Source organism: Streptomyces sp. H27-H5 (assembly GCF_026627505.1).
Classification (GTDB): domain Bacteria; phylum Actinomycetota; class Actinomycetes; order Streptomycetales; family Streptomycetaceae; genus Streptomyces.
In genome coordinates, this window is the sequence record NZ_JAPNLK010000023.1 from 20360 (window position 1) to 42049 (window position 21690).

Sequence of the window (21690 nt, forward strand, 5' to 3'; positions counted from 1 at the left end):
GGCGCGTCCGTGCGTGCGACGCGCGTCAGTCCGTGCGCGGCCCCAGTCCGTCATTGTCCGCCGCCGTGCGTCAGTCCGTGCGGACCTCGGAGCGGTCGCCGCTCCAGAGGGTGTGGAACGAGCCCTCCCGGTCGGTGCGCCGGTAGGTGTGCGCCCCGAAGAAGTCCCGCTGGCCCTGGGTCAGGGCCGCGGGCAGCCGCTCCGCCCGCAGGGCGTCGTAGTACGCCAGCGAGGCAGCGAACGCAGGTGCCGGGATGCCCTGGCGGACCGCCGCGACCAGCACCTCCCGCCAGTCGTCCTGCGCCGCGCCGATCTCCTGGGCGAACTCCGGGTTCGCGAGCAGGCTCGGCAGCGTGGGCTCGGCGTCGTACGCGGCACGGATCCGGTCCAGGAACGCCGCCCGGATGATGCAACCGCCGCGCCACAGCGAGGCGACCGCGCCCAGGTCCACGTTCCAGTCGTACTCGGCGCTGCCCGCCTGGATCTGGTGGAAGCCCTGCGTGTACGAGACGATCTTCGAGGCGTACAGGGCCTGCTCGACCTGGGCCGCGAAGGCGTCGGCGGCGGCCCCGGAGAGCGGCGTCGCCGACGGTCCCGCCAGATCGCGCGAGGCCTCGCGCAGATCACCGTGGCCGGACACGGCGCGGGCGAAGACCGCCTCGGCGATCCCCGAGACCGGCACGCCCAGGTCGAGGGCGATCTGTACGGTCCAGCGTCCCGTGCCCTTCTGCTCGGCGGCGTCGGCCACGACGTCCACGAACGGCCGGCCGGTCGCGGCGTCCGTGTGCGCGAGGACCTCCGCCGTGATCTCGATGAGGTACGAGTCCAACCGGCCCGTGTTCCAGGTCCGGAAGGTCTCCGCGATCTTCGCGGGGGAGTAGCCGGCGACCTCGCGCAGCAGGTGGTAGGCCTCGGCGATGAGCTGCATGTCGGCGTACTCGATGCCGTTGTGCACCATCTTCACGAAGTGCCCGGCGCCGTCGGGGCCGATGTGCGAGACGCACGGGGTGCCGTCTGCGGCCTTCGCCGAGATCTTCTCCAGCAGCGGGCCCAGGGAGGTGTACGACTCGGCCGGGCCGCCCGGCATGATGCTCGGGCCGAGCAACGCCCCCTCCTCGCCGCCCGAGATGCCGGCGCCCACGAAGTGGATGCCCTGCTCGCGCAGCTCGCGTTCGCGGCGGCGCGTGTCCTCGAAGTGGGCGTTGCCGCCGTCGATGATGACGTCGCCCTCCTCCAGGAGCTCGGCGAACTCGCGGATCACGGCATCGGTGGGCTCGCCGGCCTTCACCATGACGATCAGGCGGCGGGGTCGTTCCAGCGCGTCGACGAACTCCTTCGCGGACTCGGCCGCGACGAAGGAGCCTTCGTGGCCGAACTCCTCCACCAGGGCATGGGTCTTCGCGGCCGTGCGGTTGTGGACGGCGACGGTGAATCCGTTGCGGGCGAAGTTCCGGGCCAGGTTGCTGCCCATCACCGCGAGCCCGGTGACACCGATCTGGGCGGTGCTGCTGCTCATGCGTGCGCTCCTGCGTGCCTCGATGTGCGGGGACCCCCGACGCTACATCGACCGGGATGTGAGAGCTCGTCCGTTGTGCACTGATTCTCAACTTCGCCTTGAGGCAGGCTGGTTGTGCTACTTGCCGGGCGACTCGTGTCGCCGCTACCTTGTGCCCTTCCTGATGTCTTCAAGGGGGCTCCCATGGGCGTACGGGGCCGGCACCGCCGGTACCAGCCGAGCAGCATCAACCGGGCCTCGCTCGTCGTCACCGCCGGTGGCGCCGGGATCGCGCTCCCTCTCGTCGGAGCCGGGTCCGCCCATGCCGCCTCGGTGGAGACCTGGAACAAGGTCGCCACCTGCGAATCGACCAACAACTGGCAGATCAACACCGGCAACGGGTACTACGGCGGGCTCCAGTTCAGCCAGAGCACCTGGCGGGCCTTCGGCGGTACCGCCTACGCCCCCCGCGCCGACCTGGCCACCAAGGCCCAGCAGATCGCGGTCGCGGAGAAGGTCCTCAAGGGGCAGGGCCCGCAGGCCTGGCCCTCGTGCGGACCCGCCGCCGGACTCAGCCGCAGCGGCCCGGCGCCCGCCGTCACCCCGCACACGCAGTCCGCGAAGCCGCAGCCGGCCAAGGCCCGGACCCCCGCGCCCCAGCCCACGAAGGTGCAGGTCACCGCCAAGCTCCCGCAGGACGGGGCCGCGACGCCGAAGACCGCGCCGCGTCCGACCGGCACGTCCGTGCTCCCGAACCCGTACGTCGTCGCCCCGGGGGACTCCCTGTCGGCGATCGCCACCGACCAGCACGTCGAGGGCGGCTGGCAGGCGCTGTACGAGACCAACCGGGCCACCGTCGGCGCCGATCCGAACCTGATCCTGCCCGGGCAGCGCCTCACCCTGCGGATCACGGCCGCACCGCCGGCGCAGAACCCGGAGAAGCCGCCGCGCACCGCGAAGCCGGTCAAGCCCGTGGCGCCGGCCGCACCGAAGCCCGAGCAGAGCAAGCCCGCGCCGAAGCCGAAGCCCACGCCGGAGCAGAGCAAGCCCGCCCCGAAGGCGAAGCCGAAGACCGAGGCGGCCTCAGCGAAGCAGCAGACCTCCTCGGGGGGCTTCTTCGCGCCCGTCGACGCGGGACTCGGCACCGCCTACCGTGTCGCGGGCTCCTCCTGGTCCAGCGGCTACCACACGGGCGTCGACTTCCCGGTGCCCACCGGCACCAGCGTCAAGGCGGTCGGTTCCGGCACCGTGGTCTCGGCCGGCTGGTCCGGGGCCTACGGATACGAGGTCGTCATCCGGCACGCCGACGGCCGGTACTCCCAGTACGCCCACCTGTCCGCGCTCGGCGTCAGGGGCGGACAGCAGGTCTCCGGCGGCCAGCGGATCGGGCGCTCCGGCTCGACCGGCAACAGCAGCGGTCCCCACCTGCACTTCGAGATGCGCTCCGGGCCCGGCTACGGCTCCGACATCGACCCGCTGCGCTACCTCCGCGGGCACGGCGTCAGCATCTGACCCGCGCACGTGCGGCGGCACGGCCATGAGCAGGAGGAGGCCGGCCGCCGCGACGAGGGCGCACACCGCCGCCGCCAGCGCGCCCAGCGACCCGTAGCGGAAGCCCTCGTCGAACACCGAGATCCCGACGGCCGCCGCGACCACCGGGTTGACCACGGTCACCGTCGCCAGCGGCGCCGTCAGCCCCGCCCCCCGGTAGGCGGCCTGCGACAGCAGCAGACCGCCCGCCGCCAGCGTGGCGATCGCCGCCAGATCGGGCCACATCGCGGTCGGCGCGTCCAGGGAGAATCCCTCCGCCACCGACTTCGTGAACACCGAGGCCATGCCGAAGGCCGTACCGGCCGCCGCGGCCAGCAGCACACTGCGCCGCACCGCCCCATGCGTGCGCTGCGCCGTCAGGAACAACACGGCCACCGACGCACCCGCGACCACCAGCAACAGGGTCCGACCCCCGTGCGTCAACGCCTGCTCCGCCCGGCCCTCGCCGCCGGTCAGGGCCAACAGCCCCGCCAGGCCGACCGTCGCCGCCACCGCCCCGCGCCAGGCCGCGGCGCCCGCCCGGCGATGGACGAGGACGGCCGCCATCGGGAGCGCGAAGACGATGGTCAGGGCGCCGAGCGGCTGCACCAGGCTGAGCGGCCCGTACGCCAACGCCACCACGTGCAACAGTGCGCCGAGCGCGTTCAGCCCGACCGCGAACCACCAACCGGCCCGGCGCAGGGGCGCGTAGGACCGGTTCGGCGAGCCCGCCGCCACCTGCTCCTGGACGATGGCGCCGCCCGCGTACGCGACGGCGGACACCAGGCAGAGCAGAACGGACACCGCGAAGGCACTCATGAATTCCACAATGCCCGACCCAGGCGCCCTATTCCTCCCCCCAGAGGAGCCTCCACAGGGCTTCGAGTCATCCTCTCGGCATACTCCGGTGGTACTACGGAACGCTCGGACGGGCGGATTCCGGCCACGCCGTCGATCAGTGCCCCGTCCCTCCCCACCGTGACGGGCCCCTCGCCGTGCGTGAGGCGTCCGGGCACGGGTTTGTCCCCGGGCGCGTTGCCTCCGTACAGTGGCCCTTTTGGAACCTCCGCAGCAGGCGGACGCGGACGAGTGATCAAGGAACGGCAGCGGCCATGACGGTGACCGAAGACAACCACGCATACGGGCCGGGCATCGACCCCGAGCGGCTGGCCCTCGTCCTCAACGTGCTCGGTGAGCTCGACAAGCTCGACGTCGACCACCCCGACGCCATCACCGTACGCCGTGCCACCGCCGGCCTCTACCGCACGGTCAAGCAGCGCCGCCGCCAGGACCGCCGCGCCGCCAAGACCGCCAACGACAAGGCCGTCACCGAGGCGACCGCGACCGGCTCCGCCGAGCGCATCGACGACGAGACCCAGGGCAACGCCCTGACCGCCGCCACCAAGGGTCCGATCGCCGGAATACTCCAGCGTCCGCGCTCCTGCTACATCTGCAAGACCCGCTACGTCGAGGTCGACGCCTTCTACCACCAGCTCTGCCAGGACTGCGCCGCCTTCAACCGCGCCCGCCGCGACGCCCGCACCGACCTGACCGGCCGCCGCGCCCTGCTCACCGGCGGCCGCGCCAAGATCGGCATGTACATCGCGCTGCGGCTGCTGCGCGACGGTGCGCACACCACCATCACCACCCGCTTCCCCAGCGACGCGATCCGCCGCTTCAAGGCCATGCCCGACAGCTCCGAGTGGCTGCACCGCCTGAAGATCGTCGGCATCGACCTGCGCGACCCGGCCCAGGTCGTCGCGCTCGCCGACTCGGTCGCCGCCGAGGGCCCGCTCGACATCCTGATCAACAACGCCGCGCAGACCGTGCGCCGCTCCCCGGGCGCCTACAGCGAACTCGTCGCCGCCGAGAACGCCCCGCTCCCGGCCGGCGAGCTGCCCACCTCCGAGGTCATCGGCACCTTCGGCAGCGGCACCGTCGACCGGGTCGCCGCCCTGCCCACCGGCAAGGGCGAGAAGCTCAGCGCGCAGGACATCACCGAGCTGGCCCTGGTCTCCGGCTCCGCCTCCCTGGAGCGGATCGCCGCCGGCACGGCCATCGACGCCGGCGGCCTGGTCCCGGACCTGCACGACACCAACAGCTGGATCCAGACGGTGTCCGAGGTGGACCCGATCGAGCTGCTCGAAGTGCAGCTGTGCAACTCCACCGCGCCGTTCATCCTGATCAGCAAGCTCCGGCCGGCGATGGCCGCCACCGAGGCCGGCCGCCGGTACGTCGTCAACGTGTCCGCGATGGAAGGCGTGTTCAGCCGCGGTTACAAGGGCGCCGGCCACCCGCACACCAACATGGCCAAGGCCGCGCTGAACATGCTGACGCGGACCAGCGCCCAGGAGATGTTCCAGAAGGACCAGATCCTGATGACCGCGGTGGACACCGGCTGGATCACCGACGAGCGGCCCCACCCGGACAAGATCCGGCTCGCCGAGGAGGGCTTCCACGCCCCGCTCGACCTGGTGGACGGCGCGGCCCGCGTGTACGACCCGATCGTGCGCGGCGAGGCGGGCGAGGAACTGTTCGGCGTCTTCCTCAAGGACTACGCCCCCGCCAACTGGTAGACCCTCCCGCAACTGGTTGACCCTCCCGCTCCATCCGCTCGCCCGTGCCGAATCCGGCCCGGGCGAGTGGGGTTTCCCGCGCGTGGCGCGGCCCCGGGGTGCGTGGGAGCGCGGTGTCCCCGCGTCCTCCTTTCGGGTGAGGCCGCGAAGGCGCGGTGACCGCCCCCGGCCGCCGCGTCCGGGCCCGTCCCGACGAGGCGTGCGCCGCCCGGCCCGTCACCCGCCCGGCCCAACGCCCGGCCCGGCCCCGCGCACCCCCGGCACCTCCCGTCCGGCCCTGTGTGGCCTGCGCCGGCCATCCCGCTCCGCCGGAACACGGCCGTCGGGTCGGTGGTGGAACTCGCGCGGGTGGCACGGGCCGACGCTACCGTCGGGAGTGCCACCGGCGCCCCGGCAGGCCCGATTTGAACCCCCGCTCCGTGCCTTCTCGTAGGTCCGACAGCCCATTCCGGCGCACCGCCGGCGTCCGACGTACGGAACTCCGGGCGAAAACGAGTGATCCGGAGTGGATTTTACCGTTCCATCGAGCGGGACCCCGCTCATATGTGTACTCTGATCGGCATGGAGGCCTCACCCGGGCCCCGCTCCACCAAGGCGCCACCGCGTCCGGAAAACCTTTATTTCCCTATCTCCGGCGCGCGATCAGCCCGCTGGGTTACGCGACACAAGGGAGTTCGCGGTGACTGAAATGACCAAGCCCGACCCATCGCTGGAGCGAACCGTCCGAGCGGTGAAGGGGAAGACCCGGTCCGACGAACTCGGGAGCCTCGAAGTGTGGGCGCGTTCCGCCCCCATCCGGCTGGCGGGTTACGAAGACGACCTGGCCGAGCCGCACATCCTCCCCGGCATCGACTAGAGCCACCGGCCACACCGGCCCCAAAGGGCCCTACCTGCGCCCCCGCGCCACGACGGCGACGGGGGCGAGGCATGCGCCCCTCGCCCCCGACCGGGCCCGACGCGACTGCGACACCCGTCCCTGCGGCCGGAGTTCCCGATTCGCGTACGCCCTGGGCGTCATCGCCGAGAGCGATCACGGGTTCCGCGCAGGCCGCCCGCCGGGCAGGCTCATCTCATGAAACTGCTGATGCTGGGTGGCACCGAATTCGTCGGACGCGCGATCACCGAGGACGCCCTCGCCCGGGGCTGGGAGGTGACCGTCTTCCACCGCGGTCACCACGCGCCCCCGCCCGGCGTCCTCGCCGTGCACGGGGACCGCACCTCCGCCGAGGGCCTGGCCGGCCTCGCCGACGGAGAGTGGGACCTCGTCGTCGACACGTGGAGCGGCGCGCCCACCGCCGTGCGCGACACCGCCCGCCTGCTGGCCGACCGCGTCGGTCGGTACGTGTACATATCCAGCCGCTCGGTCTACGCCTACCCGGCCCCGGCCGGCCTCGACGAGGACGGCCCGCTGGTCGAGGGCTCGGCCGACGCCGTCTCCCTCGCCTACGCCGAGGACAAGCGCGGCGGCGAACTCGCGGCCCTCGACGCCTTCGGCGACCGCGCCCTGCTGGTGCGCGCCGGCCTGATCATCGGCCCCTACGAGAACGTCGGCCGACTGCCCTGGTGGCTGAACCGCGCCGCCCGCGGCGGGCCGATGGCGGCCCCCGGGCCGCGTGGGCACCGGCTCCAGTACATCGACGTGCGCGACCTCGCGGCCTGGACGCTGGACGCCGCCGAGGCGGGGCGCGACGGCGCCTACAACCTGGTCTCCCCGGTCGGTCACGCCACGATGGAGGAGCTTCTCGAAGCGTGCCTCGCCGCCACGGGCGGGGACGCCGAGCTGCGCTGGATCGACCCGGCCGCGATCGAGGCGGCGGGCGTCCAGCCGTGGACCGACCTGCCGATCTGGCTTCCCGAGGGCGGCGAACTGCACGCGTACATGAGCGGCGACGTGACCAAGGCGGTGGAGGCGGGGCTCGTGTGCCGCCCCATCGCGGAGACCGCCGCCGACACCTGGGCCTGGCTGCGATCCCTCGACGGGGTCGCACCGCTCCGCCCCGACCGCTCGGCCAAGGGGATCTCCGCGGAGCAGGAGGCAGTCCTACTCGGGCTCTGACCAGGAGGTCTCCGCGAGTCGGGTCGGCGGCAGGTACTCGCGCAGCAGGGTGCGGTGCCACCACGCGCCCGTCTCGCGGAGCTCCCGCCAGGTCGTGAAGCGGTAGCGGTAGACCCTGGCCCGCACGTGGACCGGAGGGGCGTCCGGGAACGGGTTGTGCCGCAGCAGCCGCAGCGTGTCCCGGTCGCCGGCCAGCAGCCGCTCGACGAACGGCCCGAACCAGTCCCGCGCGTAGCCGGGGGAGAGCGCCGCGAACCACATCAGCCAGTCCAGGCGCAGGTGGTACGGGGCGAACTGCCGGGGCATCCGGCCCGGCGCGCCCGGCTTGCCCCTGAACTCGTAGGCGCGCCAGTCGCCGTCCTCCCGCGGCACCCGGTCCGCGGTCCCCTCCACCACCACCTCGTCCCGGACACGGCTCACCGTGCCGAACGCCCCGTAGGTGTTGACCAGGTGCAGGGAGTCGAAGGAGCGGTTCATCGCCTGGCGGCGCGAGGCCATGTTGGCCACCGGGTGCCGGCTGAGCCAGAGCACCAGGGCGCTCACCGCGCACACCAGCACCACGAACCAGAGCGGCGCCCCGCGGGAGGCGGCCGCCGGCGGCGGGCCCGCGAGCCCCGTGAAGTCGATCGCCGACAGCGCGATCGTGATCGTGATCCAGTTCAGCCACGCGAAGTTGCCCGACAGGACCAACCACGCCTGGGTGGCCACGATGATCGCGGCGGCGTACGAGGCCACCGGCTGCGGGGTGAAGAGCAGGACCGGGACCACCAGCTGGGTCACGTGGTTCGCCGCGCACTCCACACGGTGCAGCGGCTTCGGCAGGTGGTGGAAGAACCAGCTCAGCGGCCCGGGCATCGGCTGCGTCTCGTGGTGGTGGTAGAGGCAGGTCAGTTCGCGCCAGCAGGGGTCGCCCCGCATCTTGATCAGCCCCGCCCCGAACTCCACCCGGAAGAGGACCCACCGCAGCAGCCACAGCACGAGCACCGGCGGCCCGATCCGGGCGTTGCCGAGGAAGACCGCGAGGAAGCCCACCTCCAGCAGCAGCGACTCCCAGCCGAAGGCGTACCAGGTCTGCCCCACGTTCACGATCGACAGGTACAACAGCCAGGGAACGGCCCACATCGCCATGGCCGCCCCCAGTGGCACCAGGTCCCCGACGCCGGCGGCGAGCGCGGCCGCGAACACCGCCCCGGTCCACGCACAACCGGCGAACAGCCGGTCCGAGTAGCGCAGTTGGAACAGGCTCGGGGCGCGCCGGAAGGGCACGTGCCGCACGTGGCGCGGCACGGGCAGCATGCCATGCGTCCCGATCAGCGCCCGGAACTGCAGGGCCGCCCCCACGAAGGCGAGGAGGTACACCCCGGCCAGGGCCCGCTGGAAGATCAGCCGGCCCAGCCAGGAGTCCGGCGCCGTGAACCAGTCCATCGTCTCCAGTATCAGGCGCCGGGGCGGACCGTGCCGGTCCGCGGGGACGTGAACGCGCAATCGGCACGGCTCCGACCCCACACATTCCTTGAACGCGTTCAAGATGCGGTGTCGGGGGAGATGCGGCAGACAAGGAGGAGCAACCGGGGCGAAAGGAAGAAACACGTGAGCGACGGGCCCGACGTGCACGCACCGACACACCGTCAGAATCCACACCGTCAGACACCACGCCGTCACACCCCCGCCAGAGCGCCCCTCTTCGCGCTCGTCGGACTGCTCGGGCTGCTCGCCACGGCCTGCGGCACGACCGAGGAACCCCGGGCCGCGGCAGCCGGCCCCGAGAGCCAGGAGGTCCACCTCCAGCCGGTCGGCACGGCCGGCCCCGACCCGTTCACCAGCTCCTCCGCCACCGCCGAATCGGCCCCCGTCCAGCCGCCGCTGCCCAACGCGTCCGGCCAGGGCATCCGCACCGTCAACGCCGCCACCCCGGGCCTGTACGGCGGAACCCAGCGGCTCGGCAGTTGCGACGTCGAACAGCAGGTCGGCTTCCTCACCGGGGACGACGCCAAGGCCGGCGCGTTCGCCCGGGCCTCCGGCATCGAACAGGCGATGCTCCCCGACCACCTGCGCGGCCTCACCCCGGTGGTGCTGCGGGCCGATGCCCGCGTGACCAGCCACGGCTTCCGCGACGGCCGGGAGAAGAGCTTCCAGTCCGTGCTCCAGGCCGGGACCGCCGTCCTCGTGGACAACCACGGCATGCCCCGCGTGCGCTGCGCCTGCGGCAATCCCCTGGGAGCCCCGCGCGCCCCCAAGGGGAGCCCGGTGATGAAGGGCGACGCGTGGAACGGCTACCAGGCGAACCAGGTGATCGTCATCGAGCCCACCGCCCAGGTGCTGGGCAGACTCACCATCGTCAACATCGCCAACAACACGTGGATCGAGCGGACGAGCGGCGACGACGGAGCCCAGGACAGGACCCCGCAGGTGACGCCCCCCTACGACCCGTCGGACGGCATCCCGAACGGTCCCGCCACCACCGCCGAGCCGTCCCCCGGGGAGTCGGCACCCTCCGGGGCGCCGTCCGACGGACCCTCCGGCCCGCCCGCGGACGTTCCCGGCGGTCCTCCCCCGGGCGTTCCGAGCGGGCGGCCTCAGGAGATCCCGTCCGGCCCGCCGGCCGGGGTGCCCTCCGATGTCCCCTCCGACGTACCGCCCGGTCAGCCGTCGGACATCCCCCCGGACCTCTTCACGGAGCCGATGCCCGTCGACCCGGGGTTGCCGAACGGTGACCCGGGGTTGCCGACCGGACCGGACGCGGTCCCGGACCAGGGGGATCCGTACGGCCCTGGCAACGTCCCCGACGTCGGGCAGCAGCCCTCGGACCCGGGCGGGCAACTGGAGAGCGCCTGACCCGCCGGTGTGTCATGGTGGATCGGTGCCGACCACCGTATCGCTGCCGGACGACTGGCCCGCACACCCGGACCGGTCGCTCTCGCTGAACCGCATGGGCAGTTTCGACTGGGACCTGGTCACCGGGCTCATGCACCTGGACGCAGCGGCCCTCGACGTCTTCGACACGGACCCCGCCATGTACGACGGACGCCCCGCGTCCCTGTCGCCCCGCGTTCCGGCCGCGGAGGCGACCCGGCTCGACGCCCTGGTCTCCGGCGCACTCAAGAGCGGGGTCGACAGTTACGGCGCCTACTTCCGCATCCGCTGCCGCGACGGCCGACTGCGCTGGACGCACACCCAGGGCCGGGTCATGCGCGGCACGGACGGGAAGCCGCACCGGATCATCGGGATCGTCCGGGACGCGACCGAGGAGCTCAGCCACTCGGCCGAGCGCCTCGGTCTGGACGAGGAGCGCCGACGCCAGACCTCCGTCGTGGAGAGCACCACGGCCGCCCTCGCCCACGCGCGCACCGTTCGGGACGTCATCGACGTCATCGGCGACGCCCACGGCCTGGAGCGGCTCGGCTCCATGGGCATGGTGATGGGCCTCGTCGAGGCCGGCCGCATCCACCTGGTGGCCGAAGGGCCCGTGGGCAGTTTCGTGCCGGGCACCCGCTACACCCGCATCGACGAGGCGTACCCGATGAGCGAGGTCGTCCGCTCGCTCGAACCGCGCTTCCTCGACTCGGCCGAGGAGTTCGCCGAGGGCTACCCGGAGCTCTGGGCCAAGATCTCCTACATGGACATCTCGGCCGCCGCGTACCTGCCGCTGATCGCCCAGGCCCGCCCGATCGGCGCCATCGGACTGCTGTACCAGGACAAGGACGGCTTCACCCAGGACGAACGCAACCTGCTCGTCGCCCTGGGCAGCAGCATCGCGCAGAGCCTCCAGCGGGCCATGCTGCTGGAACAGGAACACGACTTGGCCGAGGGCCTCCAGCAGGCGATGCTGCCGCGCCGCATCCCGTCCGTCCCCGGCGTCGACATCAAGGTCCGCTACCGCTCCGCCCGAATGGGCCAGGACATCGGCGGCGACTGGTACGACGTCATCCCGCTGCCGGGCGGCAAGGTCGGCGCGGTCATCGGGGACGTGCAGGGCCACGACACGCACGCGGCGGCGGTCATGGGGCAGCTGCGGATCGTGCTGCGCGCGTACGCGGCCGAGGGGCACTCGCCGGCCACGGTGATGGCCCGGGCGTCCGTCTTCCTCCACGAACTGGACACCGACCGGTTCGCCACCTGCCTGTACGTCGAGGCCGACCTGGCCACGGGCGTGCTCCAACTGGTCCGCGCCGGCCACATCGACCCCCTGCTGCGCACCGTCGACGGGGACTGCCGGCGGCTGCCGGTGGAGGGCGGGATGCCGCTCGGGCTGTCGGCGGAGTTCGGCAGGCTGGAGTACGGCGTCACGACGGTGGAACTCGATCCCGGGGAAACGCTTCTGCTCTGCACCGACGGGCTCGTCGAACAACCCGGCGCCGACCTCGACGACGGCATCCGACTCCTCACCACCCTGGTCCGCAACGGGCCGGCCGACCTGGGGGAGCTGGCCGACCGGCTCTGCGAGATCGTCGACGAGCGGGGCGGCGACGACGACATGGCGCTGCTGTTGCTGCGCCGCCAACCGGACGAGACCCCCCAGGCCGGCGGCCGCCTCCAGCAGCACGTGGCCCCCGGCGACCCCGAGGCGCTGGTCGCCGCCCGACACATGATCGGCGCGGCGGTGCGGTCCTGGGGGGCCCGCGGCAGGTCCGACGAGATCGAACTGGTCGCGGACGAACTCATCGTCAACGCCCTGATGCACACGGACGGGCCGGCCATCGTGACGCTGCGGATCCTCGCCGGTTCGCAACGACGCCTGCGGGTGGAGGTGGAGGACCGTTCCAGCGCGCTGCCGAGACGTCGGGAGGCGGGCGACTCGGGCGTGTCCGGGCGCGGCCTGATGCTGGTGGACCGGCTGGCGGACGTGTGGGGCGTGGAGCCGCGCGGGAGCGGCAAGTGCGTGTGGTGCGAGTTCGTCATGGGCTAACCCCTCTCTTCCGGATCCTGCCGGGGCCGGGGCGCCGGTCGAGTCGCGCGGGCGGGGAGCCGGCGGCAGGCTGGGAGGATGCCTGAACTGCCCGAGGTCGAGGCTCTGCGGGAGTTCCTCGACGAGCACCTCACCGGACGGGTCGTCGAACGCGTCCTGCCGCTCGCCGTCAGCGTGCTCAAGACGTACGACCCACCGCTCACCGCCCTCGAAGGCCGCCCGATCGGGCGCACCGCGCGGTACGGCAAGTTCCTGGCCCTGAGCATCGGCGAACTGCACCTGGTCACCCACCTGGCCCGGGCCGGCTGGCTGCGCTGGCAGGACGCCATGCCCGAGCAGCCGCCCCGCCCGGGGAAGGGCCCGCTGGCCTTGCGCCTCCTGCTGGAGGGCGGCGGCGGCTTCGACCTCACGGAGGCGGGCACACAGAAGCGGCTCGCGGTGTACGTGGTCCGCGATCCGCAGGAGGTTCCCGGCGTCGCCCGGCTCGGGCCGGACCCGCTGGCCGAGGACTTCGACCGGGACGCCTTCGCCGCCCTGCTGGCGGGGGAGCGGCGGCAGATCAAGGGGGTGCTGCGCGACCAGGGCGTCATCGCCGGCATCGGAAACGCGTACAGCGACGAGATCCTCCACGCGGCCCGCGTCTCGCCGTTCAAACTGGCCGCCTCCTTCGACGACGCGCAGGTGACCTCCCTGTACGAGGCTGTCCAGAGCACTCTGCGCGAGGCGGTGGCCCGGGCCCACGGGGTGGCCGCCGGGCGGCTGAAGGCCGAGAAGAAGAGCGGCCTGCGCGTACACGGCCGGACCGGGGAGCCCTGTCCGGTGTGCGGGGACACGGTGCGCTCGGTGTCCTTCGCCGACTCCTCGCTCCAGTACTGCCCCACCTGCCAGACGGGCGGCAAACCCCTCGCGGACCGGAGGCTGTCCCGGCTCCTGAAGTAGCCTTCTCCCGCCGCGACCGGCCGCGTAGAATCCGCCACCATGGCCGAGCACCAACCGCCGCCCCGCCGGGAGACCGTCACGGGGGTGCCGCGCGGCACCCGCCGCAGGCCGCCCCACACGCCGGCCCGCTCCGAGATCTCGGAACAGACCACCCTCGGCGCCACCTACGTGCGCGCCCTGATGCGCAGTCAACTCCGGGCAGGGCTCGGTGCGCTGGCCGCGCTCGTGCTGTTGGTGGCGACGCTGCCGCTGGTGTTCCTGCTGCCGCGCGTGGGATCGGGGCCGCTGGTCTGGGTGGTGCTCGGCCTGCTCGTGTACCCGGTGATGTGGCTGATCGCCCGGTGGTACGTGACGCGGGCCGAGCGGAACGAGGCCGACTTCACCGGGTTGGTCACCGACCCCGCGGAAGCCCCCGGGCCACGCCGCCCGCGGTAGTCCCCGCGGCGCGCCGTCCCCGTCGCGCCTCAGAACAGGTGCATCGCCAAGTGGCCGAGCGGCAGGCCCAGTTCCCAGGCCGGGGTCCAGATGCGGGCGTTCTCGTCCAGCCCCGCGGGGATCTCCTCGGGCTCGTGCCGCTCGGGTTCGAGGTTGGTGGCGAACAGCTCGGTGCGGTCCAGCCACCGCCAGGCGGCGCGGGCCAGCTCCAGGTCGGCGTTCCCGCCGTCGTCGTGCGCCCCGGCCTCCTCGCCGAGTTGCAGGAAGCGGGTCTCGACCCAGTCGCGCCACGGGTGTCCGTACGCCGTCAGCGACATCCACTCGTCGAGCTGGGACACCACCCGGATCCCCGAGAGCTCACCGGCGGCGTCCGAGAGGTAGATGGTCAGCGCGAGCGTGTCGCGCCCCGCGCGGAACTCCTGTGTGCCGGCCGGGATCAGCCGGCCCGTGCGCAGCAGCTCGTCCGCGATGTACTCCGCGTAGAGCCATGCCATGGGCACCGCCAGTCCACCGCCACTGGTGCCGTTCAAACCCTCGGGCTGCACCGTTCCACCCTCTCCCGCGTGTCGAGCGTCCCGTCGTCAGCACTGAGCCTTCACCGAGCAACTCGCGGAGCGGGGGATGTTTACTCAACTTGAACGCTCTGATGCCGATTTCGATGCGCTTCATGTCCGTTCCGTGCGCATTCGAGACGTTCGTTGAGCGGTCCCTCAACGGCGCACCGCCCGGCCGGGGTCGCTCAGGCGCCGAGTCCGTACCCCTGGAGATCCTTCCGCAGGGCGCGCAGGGCGTAGTACGTGCGGGATTTGACGGTGCCGGCCGGAATCCCCAGTTCCGCCGCGGCCTCGGCCACCGACCGGTCCTGGAAGTAGACCTGCATCAAGACCTCGCGGTGCTCCGGCCCCAGGCTGCCGACGGCGCGCCGCACGTCGATCGCCGTGACCGAGCCGGCCACCGCGTCCACGGGCGCCGGCGCCTGCTCCAGGCCGTCCGGCTCCACCTCCTGCGGCCGCGACAGCCGGGCCCGGCGCGCGTCGATCGCCAGTCGCCGGGCGACGGTGAAGAGCCACGGCCGCATGGAGTCGTGGCTGCTCGCCAGCACCTCCGGGTGCTGCCAGACCCGTACGAGGGTCTCCTGCACGAGGTCCTCGGCGCGTTGCGCGTCCCCTGCCGTGAGGCCGAGCAGGAAACCGAACAGAGCCCGTCCGTGATCGCGCTGGAGTTCGGCCAGCGCCTCGGGATCCGTGCGCCGCAGGGTGGGGGAGGGGGGCACGAGTGGCTCCTTCCGAGGTTCGCCGGCGTCCGCTGGGGAGCCCGCTCGGGTCCGACGCACTCACCCTGACCTGCGCCGAGCCGGCCCGGAACCGTCCGGTGCCGCCGTTGCGCCCAAGCACCCCGGTCGTCCGGTGGGCGGCCGTGCCGGGCGGTGAACGGTCGAACGGCGCGGCGAACGGCCATCGGGGTGAGTCGACGGCCGATGGGCGGCGCCGCTCCTTGACGCGGGGCGTCTTCTTCTATCAATTCAGATCATCGGATAGTCCTACTAATGAGAGTTGGGGCAGATGACCACGCGCACCCGCCGGGCCCTCGCGCTGCTGTCCGCGGTCCTGCTGTCGGCCGCCGTCGCCGGCTGCTCCACCTCCGAGCCCTCCGCCCCCGCCCGACTCGCGCCGTCCCGGAAACCCCCGCCGTCCAAAGCGGCCGGCGCCCCCGCGGCCGCGACCGGCGCCGCCGCGAAGGGATTCACCCTGGTGGCGACCGGCGACGTACTGCCCCACACCTCCGTCATCCGGCAGGGAGCGGTGGACGCGGGCGGCGACGGGCACGATTTCAAGCCGTTGTTCGCGGGCGTCAAACCGGTCGTCTCGGCGGCCGATCTGGCCCTCTGCCACATGGAGACGATCTACGGCGAGGAGGGCGGGCCCTTCAGCGGCTACCCCGCCTTCAAGTCGCCCCCCCAGATCGCCGACGCGCTGAAGGACGCGGGCTACGACGGCTGCTCCACCGCGTCGAACCACACCCTGGACGACGGGGAGGAGGGGCTGGAACGCACCCTCGACCGCTTCGACAAGGTCGGTCTGGGACACGCCGGTTCGGCCCGCACCGCCGCCGAGGCCGCCAGGACCAGGATGTACACCGCGGGCACCGCCAAGGTCGCCCATCTGGCGTACACCTTCGACACCAACGGCTACCCGATGCCCGAGGGCAAGCCGTGGGCGGTCAACCTGCTCGAATCCAAGAAGATCGTCGCGGACGCGCGGGCGGCCCGGAAGGCGGGCGCCGACGTGGTGCTGGTCAGCACGCACTGGGGCACGGAATGGCAGACCGAACCCGACGAGAGGCAACTGTCGCTGGGCAGGGAACTCACCGCGTCGCAGACGGCCGGCCGGCCGGACATCGACCTGGTCCTCGGGACCCACGCGCACATCCCGCAGGCCTACGAGAAGGTCAACGGGACCTGGATCGTCTACGGCATGGGCGACCAGGTGGCGGGCGAGATGTTCAACCACGAGGGCGACCGCGACCTGCGCGGCAGCTACAGCTCCATCGGCCGGTTCACCTTCACCCCGCCGGCCGCGGCCGGGCAGCGCTGGCAGGTCACGAAGGCCGAGTTCATCCCGCAGCTCATGGACAACGACGAGGGCAGGGTCGTCAACCTCGTCGACGCCCTGGCCGGATCGTCGGACCGGGACGACCACCGCACCGCGCACGAGGCCATCACCGAGGCCGTCCTCAGCCGCGGCGCCGCCAAGGACGGCCTGAAAGCGGTGACGCGGCCGACCCGCTGAGGCGCACGACCCGCTCCCGCGGCCGACCCGGTGACCGATCCGGACGGGGCGACCCGGTGACCGGGCCCGGACGGCGGCGAGGCGGTGGGGCTACGGCACGACGGTGACGGGCCAGCGGCCCGCCTTGACCAGCCGGACCGCCACCGAGCCGACGATCCGATGACCGGCCTGCTCGGAGGCGCCGACCACCACCGCGTCCGCCTTCAGCTCCTCCGCCGCGCTCACCAGGCCCCCGTACGGGTCCCCGCGGAACGTGTGGAACTGCCAGCGCACCTCGAAGATGCCCTTGAGGCGTTCCGCCGACGCGCGGATCTCCGCGACGATGCCCTCGGCGATCTCCCCGGTCGCATCCGCCACCGGGACGCCCAACGAGGCACCGGCCTGCATCACCGGCTGGACGTACACCAACGCCAACAGCGCGTTCTGCCGCCGGGCCAGCCCCGCCGCGTAAGCCGCCGCCCGGAGCGAGGACTCCGACCCGTCGACCCCGGCCAGGATCACCTTCGGGCCGTCCGTACCGCGCTCGAATCCCGTGTTCACGTGCTCTGTCACGCCTCCGAGGCTAACCGCCTCGCCGCGCGGACCGGCACGGGCCTCCCTACAGTGCGAACCATGAGTGCCACCGTGGAGGAGACACGCGGAACCCGGAACCGCTTCCTCAACCGGGTTCCCGACGCGTTCGGAGCGTTCTTTGGGGCGCTCGGCTTGTTCTGTGCCCTGCTGGCGCTCTCCCCGACGCTGCGCAGACTCCTGCGGCACGTCGTGCGCTTCCTCGACGAGTACGTGGTGCCCGTCAGCGAGAACCTCGCCTACGCGGTCTTCCTCTTTCTGCTGGCCGCGGCCCTGGGCATGCGCAAGCGGGTCGCGTGGTGGATCGTCGTCACCTATCTGGCCCTGCTGATCCTCGTCGACGTCCTGATCATCGCGGACGGGGACTACTGGGTCGGCGGCGTCTCGATGGGCATCTCCGTCGCGGCCCTCGTCGTCCTGATCGCCGCCCGCCAGGAGTTCTACGCCGCCTCCCGCCCCGGCGCCCTGTGGCGGGCCCTGCTCGTGCTGGGCCTGGGACTGCTCGCCGCCGTCCTCCTCGGCTGGGGCCTGGTCGCACTGTTCCCCGGCACCCTGCCCCAGGGGCAGTGGCTCGACTGGGCAGCCAAGCAGGTGTTCGGCGGACTCTTCTCCGCCCGCCAGTTCGACGGCCGTCCGCCCCGCCCCCTCTACTTCCTGCTCGGCCTGTTCGGCGCCCTCGCCCTGCTGAACGCGGCCGCCACCCTCTTCCGCTCCCAGCGGCTGACCGCCGCCCTCCACGGGGACGAGGAGTCCCGCATCCGCGCCCTCCTCGGCGCATACGGCCGCGCCGACTCCCTCGGCTACTTCGCCACCCGCCGGGACAACGCCGTCGTGTTCGCCCCCAGCGGCAAGGCCGCCGTGACCTACCGCGTGGAGGCGGGCGTCTGCCTCGCCAGCGGCGACCCGGTCGGCGACCCCGCGGCCTGGACCCCGGCCATCAACGCCTGGCTGGCGGTCGCCGGCCGCTACGGCTGGCAGCCCGCCGTCATGGGCGCCTCCGAGGACGGGGCGACCGCGTACGCCCGCTCCGGGCTCGGCGCCCTGCAACTCGGCGACGAGGCCATCCTGCAAGTGGCCCACTTCGACCTCGACGGCCGCGACATGCGCGTCACCCGACAGGCCGTCAACCGGGTCCGCCGCACGGGCGCCACCACGGTCATCCGCCGGCACTCCGCCCTCTCCGAGGACGAGATGCAGATGATCGTCGACCGGGCCGACACCTGGCGTGACACCGAGACCGAACGCGGCTTCTCGATGGCCCTGGACCGGCTCGGAGACGCCGCCGACGGGGACTGCCTGCTCGTCGAGGCCCTCGACGACAAGGGCGAACTGATCGCCCTGCTGTCCTTCGTCCCCTGGGGCAGGGACGGCATCTCCCTCGACCTGATGCGCCGCGACCGCTCCGCGCCCAACGGGGTCATGGAGTTCATGGTCGCCCAACTGTGCGCCGCCGCGCCCGGCCTGGGAGTGCGCCGCATCTCCCTGAACTTCGCCGTCTTCCGGTCCGCCTTCGAGGAGGGCGGCCGCATCGGCGCCGGCCCGATCCTGCGGCTGTGGCGCAAACTGCTCCTGTTCTTCTCCCGCTGGTGGCAGCTGGAGGCCCTGTACCGATCGAACGTCAAGTACGGCCCCGAGTGGTACCCCCGATTCCTCTGCTACCAGGACGCCGGCTCGCTCGCCCGGGTCAGCCTCGCCTCCGGCATCGCCGAGGGCTTCGTCTCCGTACCGCGCATGCGCACCCTGTGGGGCAACGGCCACCCCAAGGGCCTCACCGCCCCGTCCAGCACCGCGGGCCTGCCCTCCATCCACTCCCTCGGACTGGAGTCGGTGGGGGAGCCCGGCCAGGGCGCCCCGGTCGAACGACTGCCCGAGCAGGTACGGGTCCGCCACGCCAAGCTGGACCGGATCCGGGCCGCCGGCACCGACCCCTACCCCGTCGGCATCCGACAGCGCACCCACACCGTCGCGCAGCTGAAGGCCGCCCACCCCGGCTACCCGCCCGGAGCCCGGACCGGTGAAGAGGTGACCCTCGCCGGCCGCCTCATGGTCGTACGCGACCTCGGCGGCGTCGTCTTCGCCGTGCTGCGCGACTGGACCGGCGACACCCAGGTGATGTTCACGCGGGACGAGGCCGGCGCGGAGGTACTGGACACCTTCACCTCCCAGGTCGACTTCGGCGACCAGGTCGTGGTCTCCGGGGAGGTCGGCACCAGCAGGACCGGCGAGCTGTCCGTCGTGGTCACCTCCTGGCAGCTCACCGGCAAATGCCTGCGCCCGCTGCCCGACAAGCGCAAGGGTCTCGCCGACCCCGAGGCGCGCGTGCGCCGGCGCTACCTCGACCTGATCTCCGGCCCGGAGGCCCGGGACGTCGTACGCGCCCGCTCCAGCGCGGTCCAGGCCCTGCGCCAGGGGCTGCTGGATCGCGGCTACCTGGAGGTCGAGACCCCGATGCTCCAGCAGATCCACGGCGGGGCGAACGCCCGGCCGTTCCGCACCCACATCAACGCCTACGACCTCGACCTGTACCTGCGCATCGCACCCGAGCTGTATCTGAAGCGGCTCTGCGTCGGCGGCATGGAGAAGGTCTTCGAGATGGGCCGCACCTTCCGCAACGAGGGCGTCTCCTACAAACACAACCCCGAGTTCACGATGCTGGAGGCGTACCAGGCGTTCGCCGACTACGACGTGATGCTCGACCTCACCCGCGAACTCATCCAGGGCGCCGCCACCGCCGCCTACGGCTCGCCAATCGCCCACAAGGCGGACGCCGACGGAAAGCTCGTCGTCCACGACATCTCCGGGACCTGGCCGGTCAAGACGATGTACGGGGCGATCAGCGAGGCACTCGGCGAGGAGGTCGACGCCGACACCGAGGAACACCTGCTGCGCCGACTGTGCGACCGGGCGTCGGTCCCGCACACCCCCGAGAACACCCGGGGCGACGTGGTGCTGGAGATGTACGAGCGGCTGGTGGAGGAGCGCACCGAACTCCCCACCTTCTACAAGGACTTCCCCACCGACGTCTCCCCGCTGACCCGACAGCACCGCAAGGACCCCAGGCTCGCCGAACGCTGGGACCTGGTGGCCTTCGGCACCGAACTGGGCACCGCCTACTCGGAACTCACCGACCCCGTGGAACAGCGGCGCCGACTCACCGCGCAGTCGCTGTTGGCGGCGGGCGGCGACCCGGAGGCGATGGAACTCGACAACGACTTCCTGGACGCGCTGGAGTACGCGATGCCGCCGACCGGGGGCCTGGGCATCGGCGTCGACCGACTCGTCATGTTTCTCACGGGCCTGACGATCCGCGAGACGCTCCCGTTCCCGCTGGTGCGCCGCGGCTGACCGGTCCGGCCGCGGCTGGCCCGTCCGGCCTCGGGCTGGTCCGTGCGGGTGAGGGGGAGGAAGCGCTCCCGCGCCTCTCGACATCTTCGACGATGTCGTTGATACGTAGTAAGAATGAAAAATGACGAACCGACAGTAGGGCGACGCGTGCTCCTGCGCAGCGCCGTCTTCCTCGGAGTCGCCGCCGCCTCCGGGCTGCTGACCGGGGGCGAGACCGACACACAGGTCCCGAGAACCGCCGGCCCGGCACCGGCCGCCGGCCCCGGGCCCGCCGGAGGCCCGCCCGCCCGCCTGCCCCAAGGGCCGCCGCCCACCTCGTACCGGCTGGCCCCGATGACCTCCGACTCCCCCGCGCGTCCGGCCGTCGCGAAGCCCGCCGTCCGCACCCGACCCATCGAGGGACTGCCGGCCGACCCGAGCACGGCCGGCGCCATGGTGCTCACCTTCGACGACGGTCCCGACCCCCGCTACACCCCCGGGATCCTCGACACCCTCGCCCGGTACCAGGTCCGCGCCATGTTCTTCGTCTGCGGGGAGATGGCCACCGAGAACCGCGACCTCCTGCGCCGCATGGTCGCCGAGGGACATGTCATCGGCAACCACACCTGGACCCATCCGCTGATCCCCCAACTCACCCGCCCCGCCCTGACCTCCGAGATCGGACGCACGAGCGACGTCGTCCACCAGGCGGTGGGGGAGGCGCCCAAGTGGTTCCGGGCGCCCTACGGGGCGTGGAACCGGGCCGCCTTCGAGATCGGCGCCGAACTGGGCATGGAGCCGCTCGCCTGGACCGTGGACTCCCTCGACTGGACGGAGCCCGGCACCACGACCATCGTCTCCCGCGTCCTCAAGGGCGCCGGGTCCGGGGTGATCGTGCTGAACCACGACGCGGGCGGAAACCGCGCGCAGAGCGTCCAGGCACTCGCCACCTACCTGCCCCAACTCCTTTCACGGGGCTACCGGATGACCCTGCCGAAGCTGCCCGCGTAACCGCCGCGCCGAGGATCCACTCCCTCGGCGCGGCGGCGACGTACCGACGTCGATCGACT

16 protein-coding genes and 1 pseudogene are annotated in these 21690 nt (G+C 72.4%); 11 read left to right on the forward strand and 6 right to left on the reverse strand.

All coding sequences use genetic code 11. The features are described from left to right. Positions 1-70: 70 nt before the first annotated feature. Complete coding sequence (gene gndA / locus OTB19_RS14180; RefSeq protein ID WP_267798513.1) at positions 71-1516, reverse strand: NADP-dependent phosphogluconate dehydrogenase; 1446 nt, start codon at positions 1514-1516, stop codon at positions 71-73. Positions 1517-1699: 183 nt separating this feature from the next. On the opposite strand from gndA, the gene OTB19_RS14185 reads away from it, so the two are divergent. Then, positions 1700-3007 (forward strand): transglycosylase family protein, encoded by a 1308-nt coding sequence (locus OTB19_RS14185; RefSeq protein WP_267798514.1) that lies wholly within the window; start codon positions 1700-1702, stop codon positions 3005-3007. 102 nt (positions 3008-3109) lie between these two features. Here OTB19_RS14185 and OTB19_RS14190 read toward each other — a convergent pair. Continuing rightward, positions 3110-4165 (reverse strand): annotated as a pseudogene (locus tag OTB19_RS14190) (DMT family transporter); the annotation flags it as partial. On the opposite strand from OTB19_RS14190, the gene OTB19_RS14195 reads away from it, so the two are divergent. The 3 genes from OTB19_RS14195 (at position 4138) to OTB19_RS14205 (ending at position 7657) form a co-directional block, all read left to right on the forward strand. Next, complete coding sequence (locus OTB19_RS14195; protein ID WP_267798515.1) at positions 4138-5601, forward strand: SDR family NAD(P)-dependent oxidoreductase; 1464 nt, start codon at positions 4138-4140, stop codon at positions 5599-5601. The pseudogene OTB19_RS14190 and the gene OTB19_RS14195 sit on opposite strands and share 28 nt — an antisense overlap. Before the next feature lie 679 nt (positions 5602-6280). Next, entirely contained in the window at positions 6281-6457 is a 177-nt protein-coding gene (locus tag OTB19_RS14200; protein WP_159041562.1) for a hypothetical protein, read from the forward strand. A gap of 216 nt (positions 6458-6673) precedes the next feature. Beyond that, positions 6674-7657: an NAD-dependent epimerase/dehydratase family protein gene (locus tag OTB19_RS14205; RefSeq protein WP_267798516.1), complete on the forward strand. Its 984-nt coding sequence runs from the start codon at positions 6674-6676 to the stop codon at positions 7655-7657. On the opposite strand, the gene OTB19_RS14210 is transcribed toward OTB19_RS14205, so the two are convergent. Beyond that, on the reverse strand, positions 7643-9082 hold the full coding sequence (locus OTB19_RS14210) for a lipase maturation factor family protein (RefSeq protein ID WP_267798517.1): 1440 nt from the start codon (positions 9080-9082) through the stop codon (positions 7643-7645). The genes OTB19_RS14205 and OTB19_RS14210 overlap by 15 nt on opposite strands. A gap of 165 nt (positions 9083-9247) precedes the next feature. Between OTB19_RS14210 and OTB19_RS14215 the strand changes: the two genes are divergently transcribed. The 4 genes from OTB19_RS14215 (at position 9248) to OTB19_RS14230 (ending at position 13937) form a co-directional block, all read left to right on the forward strand. After that, positions 9248-10492, forward strand: coding sequence for a DUF6777 domain-containing protein (locus OTB19_RS14215; RefSeq protein ID WP_267798518.1), 1245 nt, complete (start codon positions 9248-9250; stop codon positions 10490-10492). Positions 10493-10499: 7 nt separating this feature from the next. Then, a complete protein-coding gene (locus tag OTB19_RS14220) occupies positions 10500-12563 on the forward strand; it encodes a SpoIIE family protein phosphatase (protein WP_267798519.1) in 2064 nt (687 codons plus the stop codon). A 78-nt stretch (positions 12564-12641) separates the two neighbouring features. Next, positions 12642-13502, forward strand: a complete 861-nt coding sequence (locus tag OTB19_RS14225) for an Fpg/Nei family DNA glycosylase (RefSeq protein WP_267798520.1) — start codon at positions 12642-12644, stop codon at positions 13500-13502. Positions 13503-13541: 39 nt separating this feature from the next. Continuing rightward, on the forward strand, positions 13542-13937 hold the full coding sequence (locus OTB19_RS14230; protein ID WP_267798521.1) for a hypothetical protein: 396 nt from the start codon (positions 13542-13544) through the stop codon (positions 13935-13937). A gap of 29 nt (positions 13938-13966) precedes the next feature. Here the strand turns inward: OTB19_RS14230 and OTB19_RS14235 are convergent, their stop codons facing one another. Together OTB19_RS14235 and OTB19_RS14240 are read right to left on the reverse strand one after the other, a co-directional pair. Then, entirely contained in the window at positions 13967-14431 is a 465-nt protein-coding gene (locus tag OTB19_RS14235) for a hypothetical protein (RefSeq protein ID WP_267798522.1), read from the reverse strand. Between the two features lie 245 nt (positions 14432-14676). Further along, positions 14677-15210, reverse strand: a complete 534-nt coding sequence (locus OTB19_RS14240) for a sigma-70 family RNA polymerase sigma factor (protein ID WP_267798523.1) — start codon at positions 15208-15210, stop codon at positions 14677-14679. 289 nt (positions 15211-15499) lie between these two features. Here OTB19_RS14240 and OTB19_RS14245 point away from each other — a divergent pair, with 289 nt between their 5' ends. Then, positions 15500-16726, forward strand: coding sequence for a CapA family protein (locus tag OTB19_RS14245; RefSeq protein WP_267798524.1), 1227 nt, complete (start codon positions 15500-15502; stop codon positions 16724-16726). Between the two features lie 90 nt (positions 16727-16816). Here the strand turns inward: OTB19_RS14245 and OTB19_RS14250 are convergent, their stop codons facing one another. Then, positions 16817-17278: a universal stress protein gene (locus OTB19_RS14250; RefSeq protein ID WP_267798525.1), complete on the reverse strand. Its 462-nt coding sequence runs from the start codon at positions 17276-17278 to the stop codon at positions 16817-16819. A gap of 60 nt (positions 17279-17338) precedes the next feature. Between OTB19_RS14250 and lysX the strand changes: the two genes are divergently transcribed. Beyond that, on the forward strand, positions 17339-20641 hold the full coding sequence (gene lysX, locus OTB19_RS14255; RefSeq protein WP_267798526.1) for a bifunctional lysylphosphatidylglycerol synthetase/lysine--tRNA ligase LysX: 3303 nt from the start codon (positions 17339-17341) through the stop codon (positions 20639-20641). Between the two features lie 114 nt (positions 20642-20755). After that, the gene (locus OTB19_RS14260; RefSeq protein WP_267798527.1) at positions 20756-21631 is read left to right on the forward strand and encodes a polysaccharide deacetylase family protein; all 876 of its coding nucleotides are present in this window, start codon (positions 20756-20758) and stop codon (positions 21629-21631) included. Positions 21632-21690: the final 59 nt, after the last annotated feature.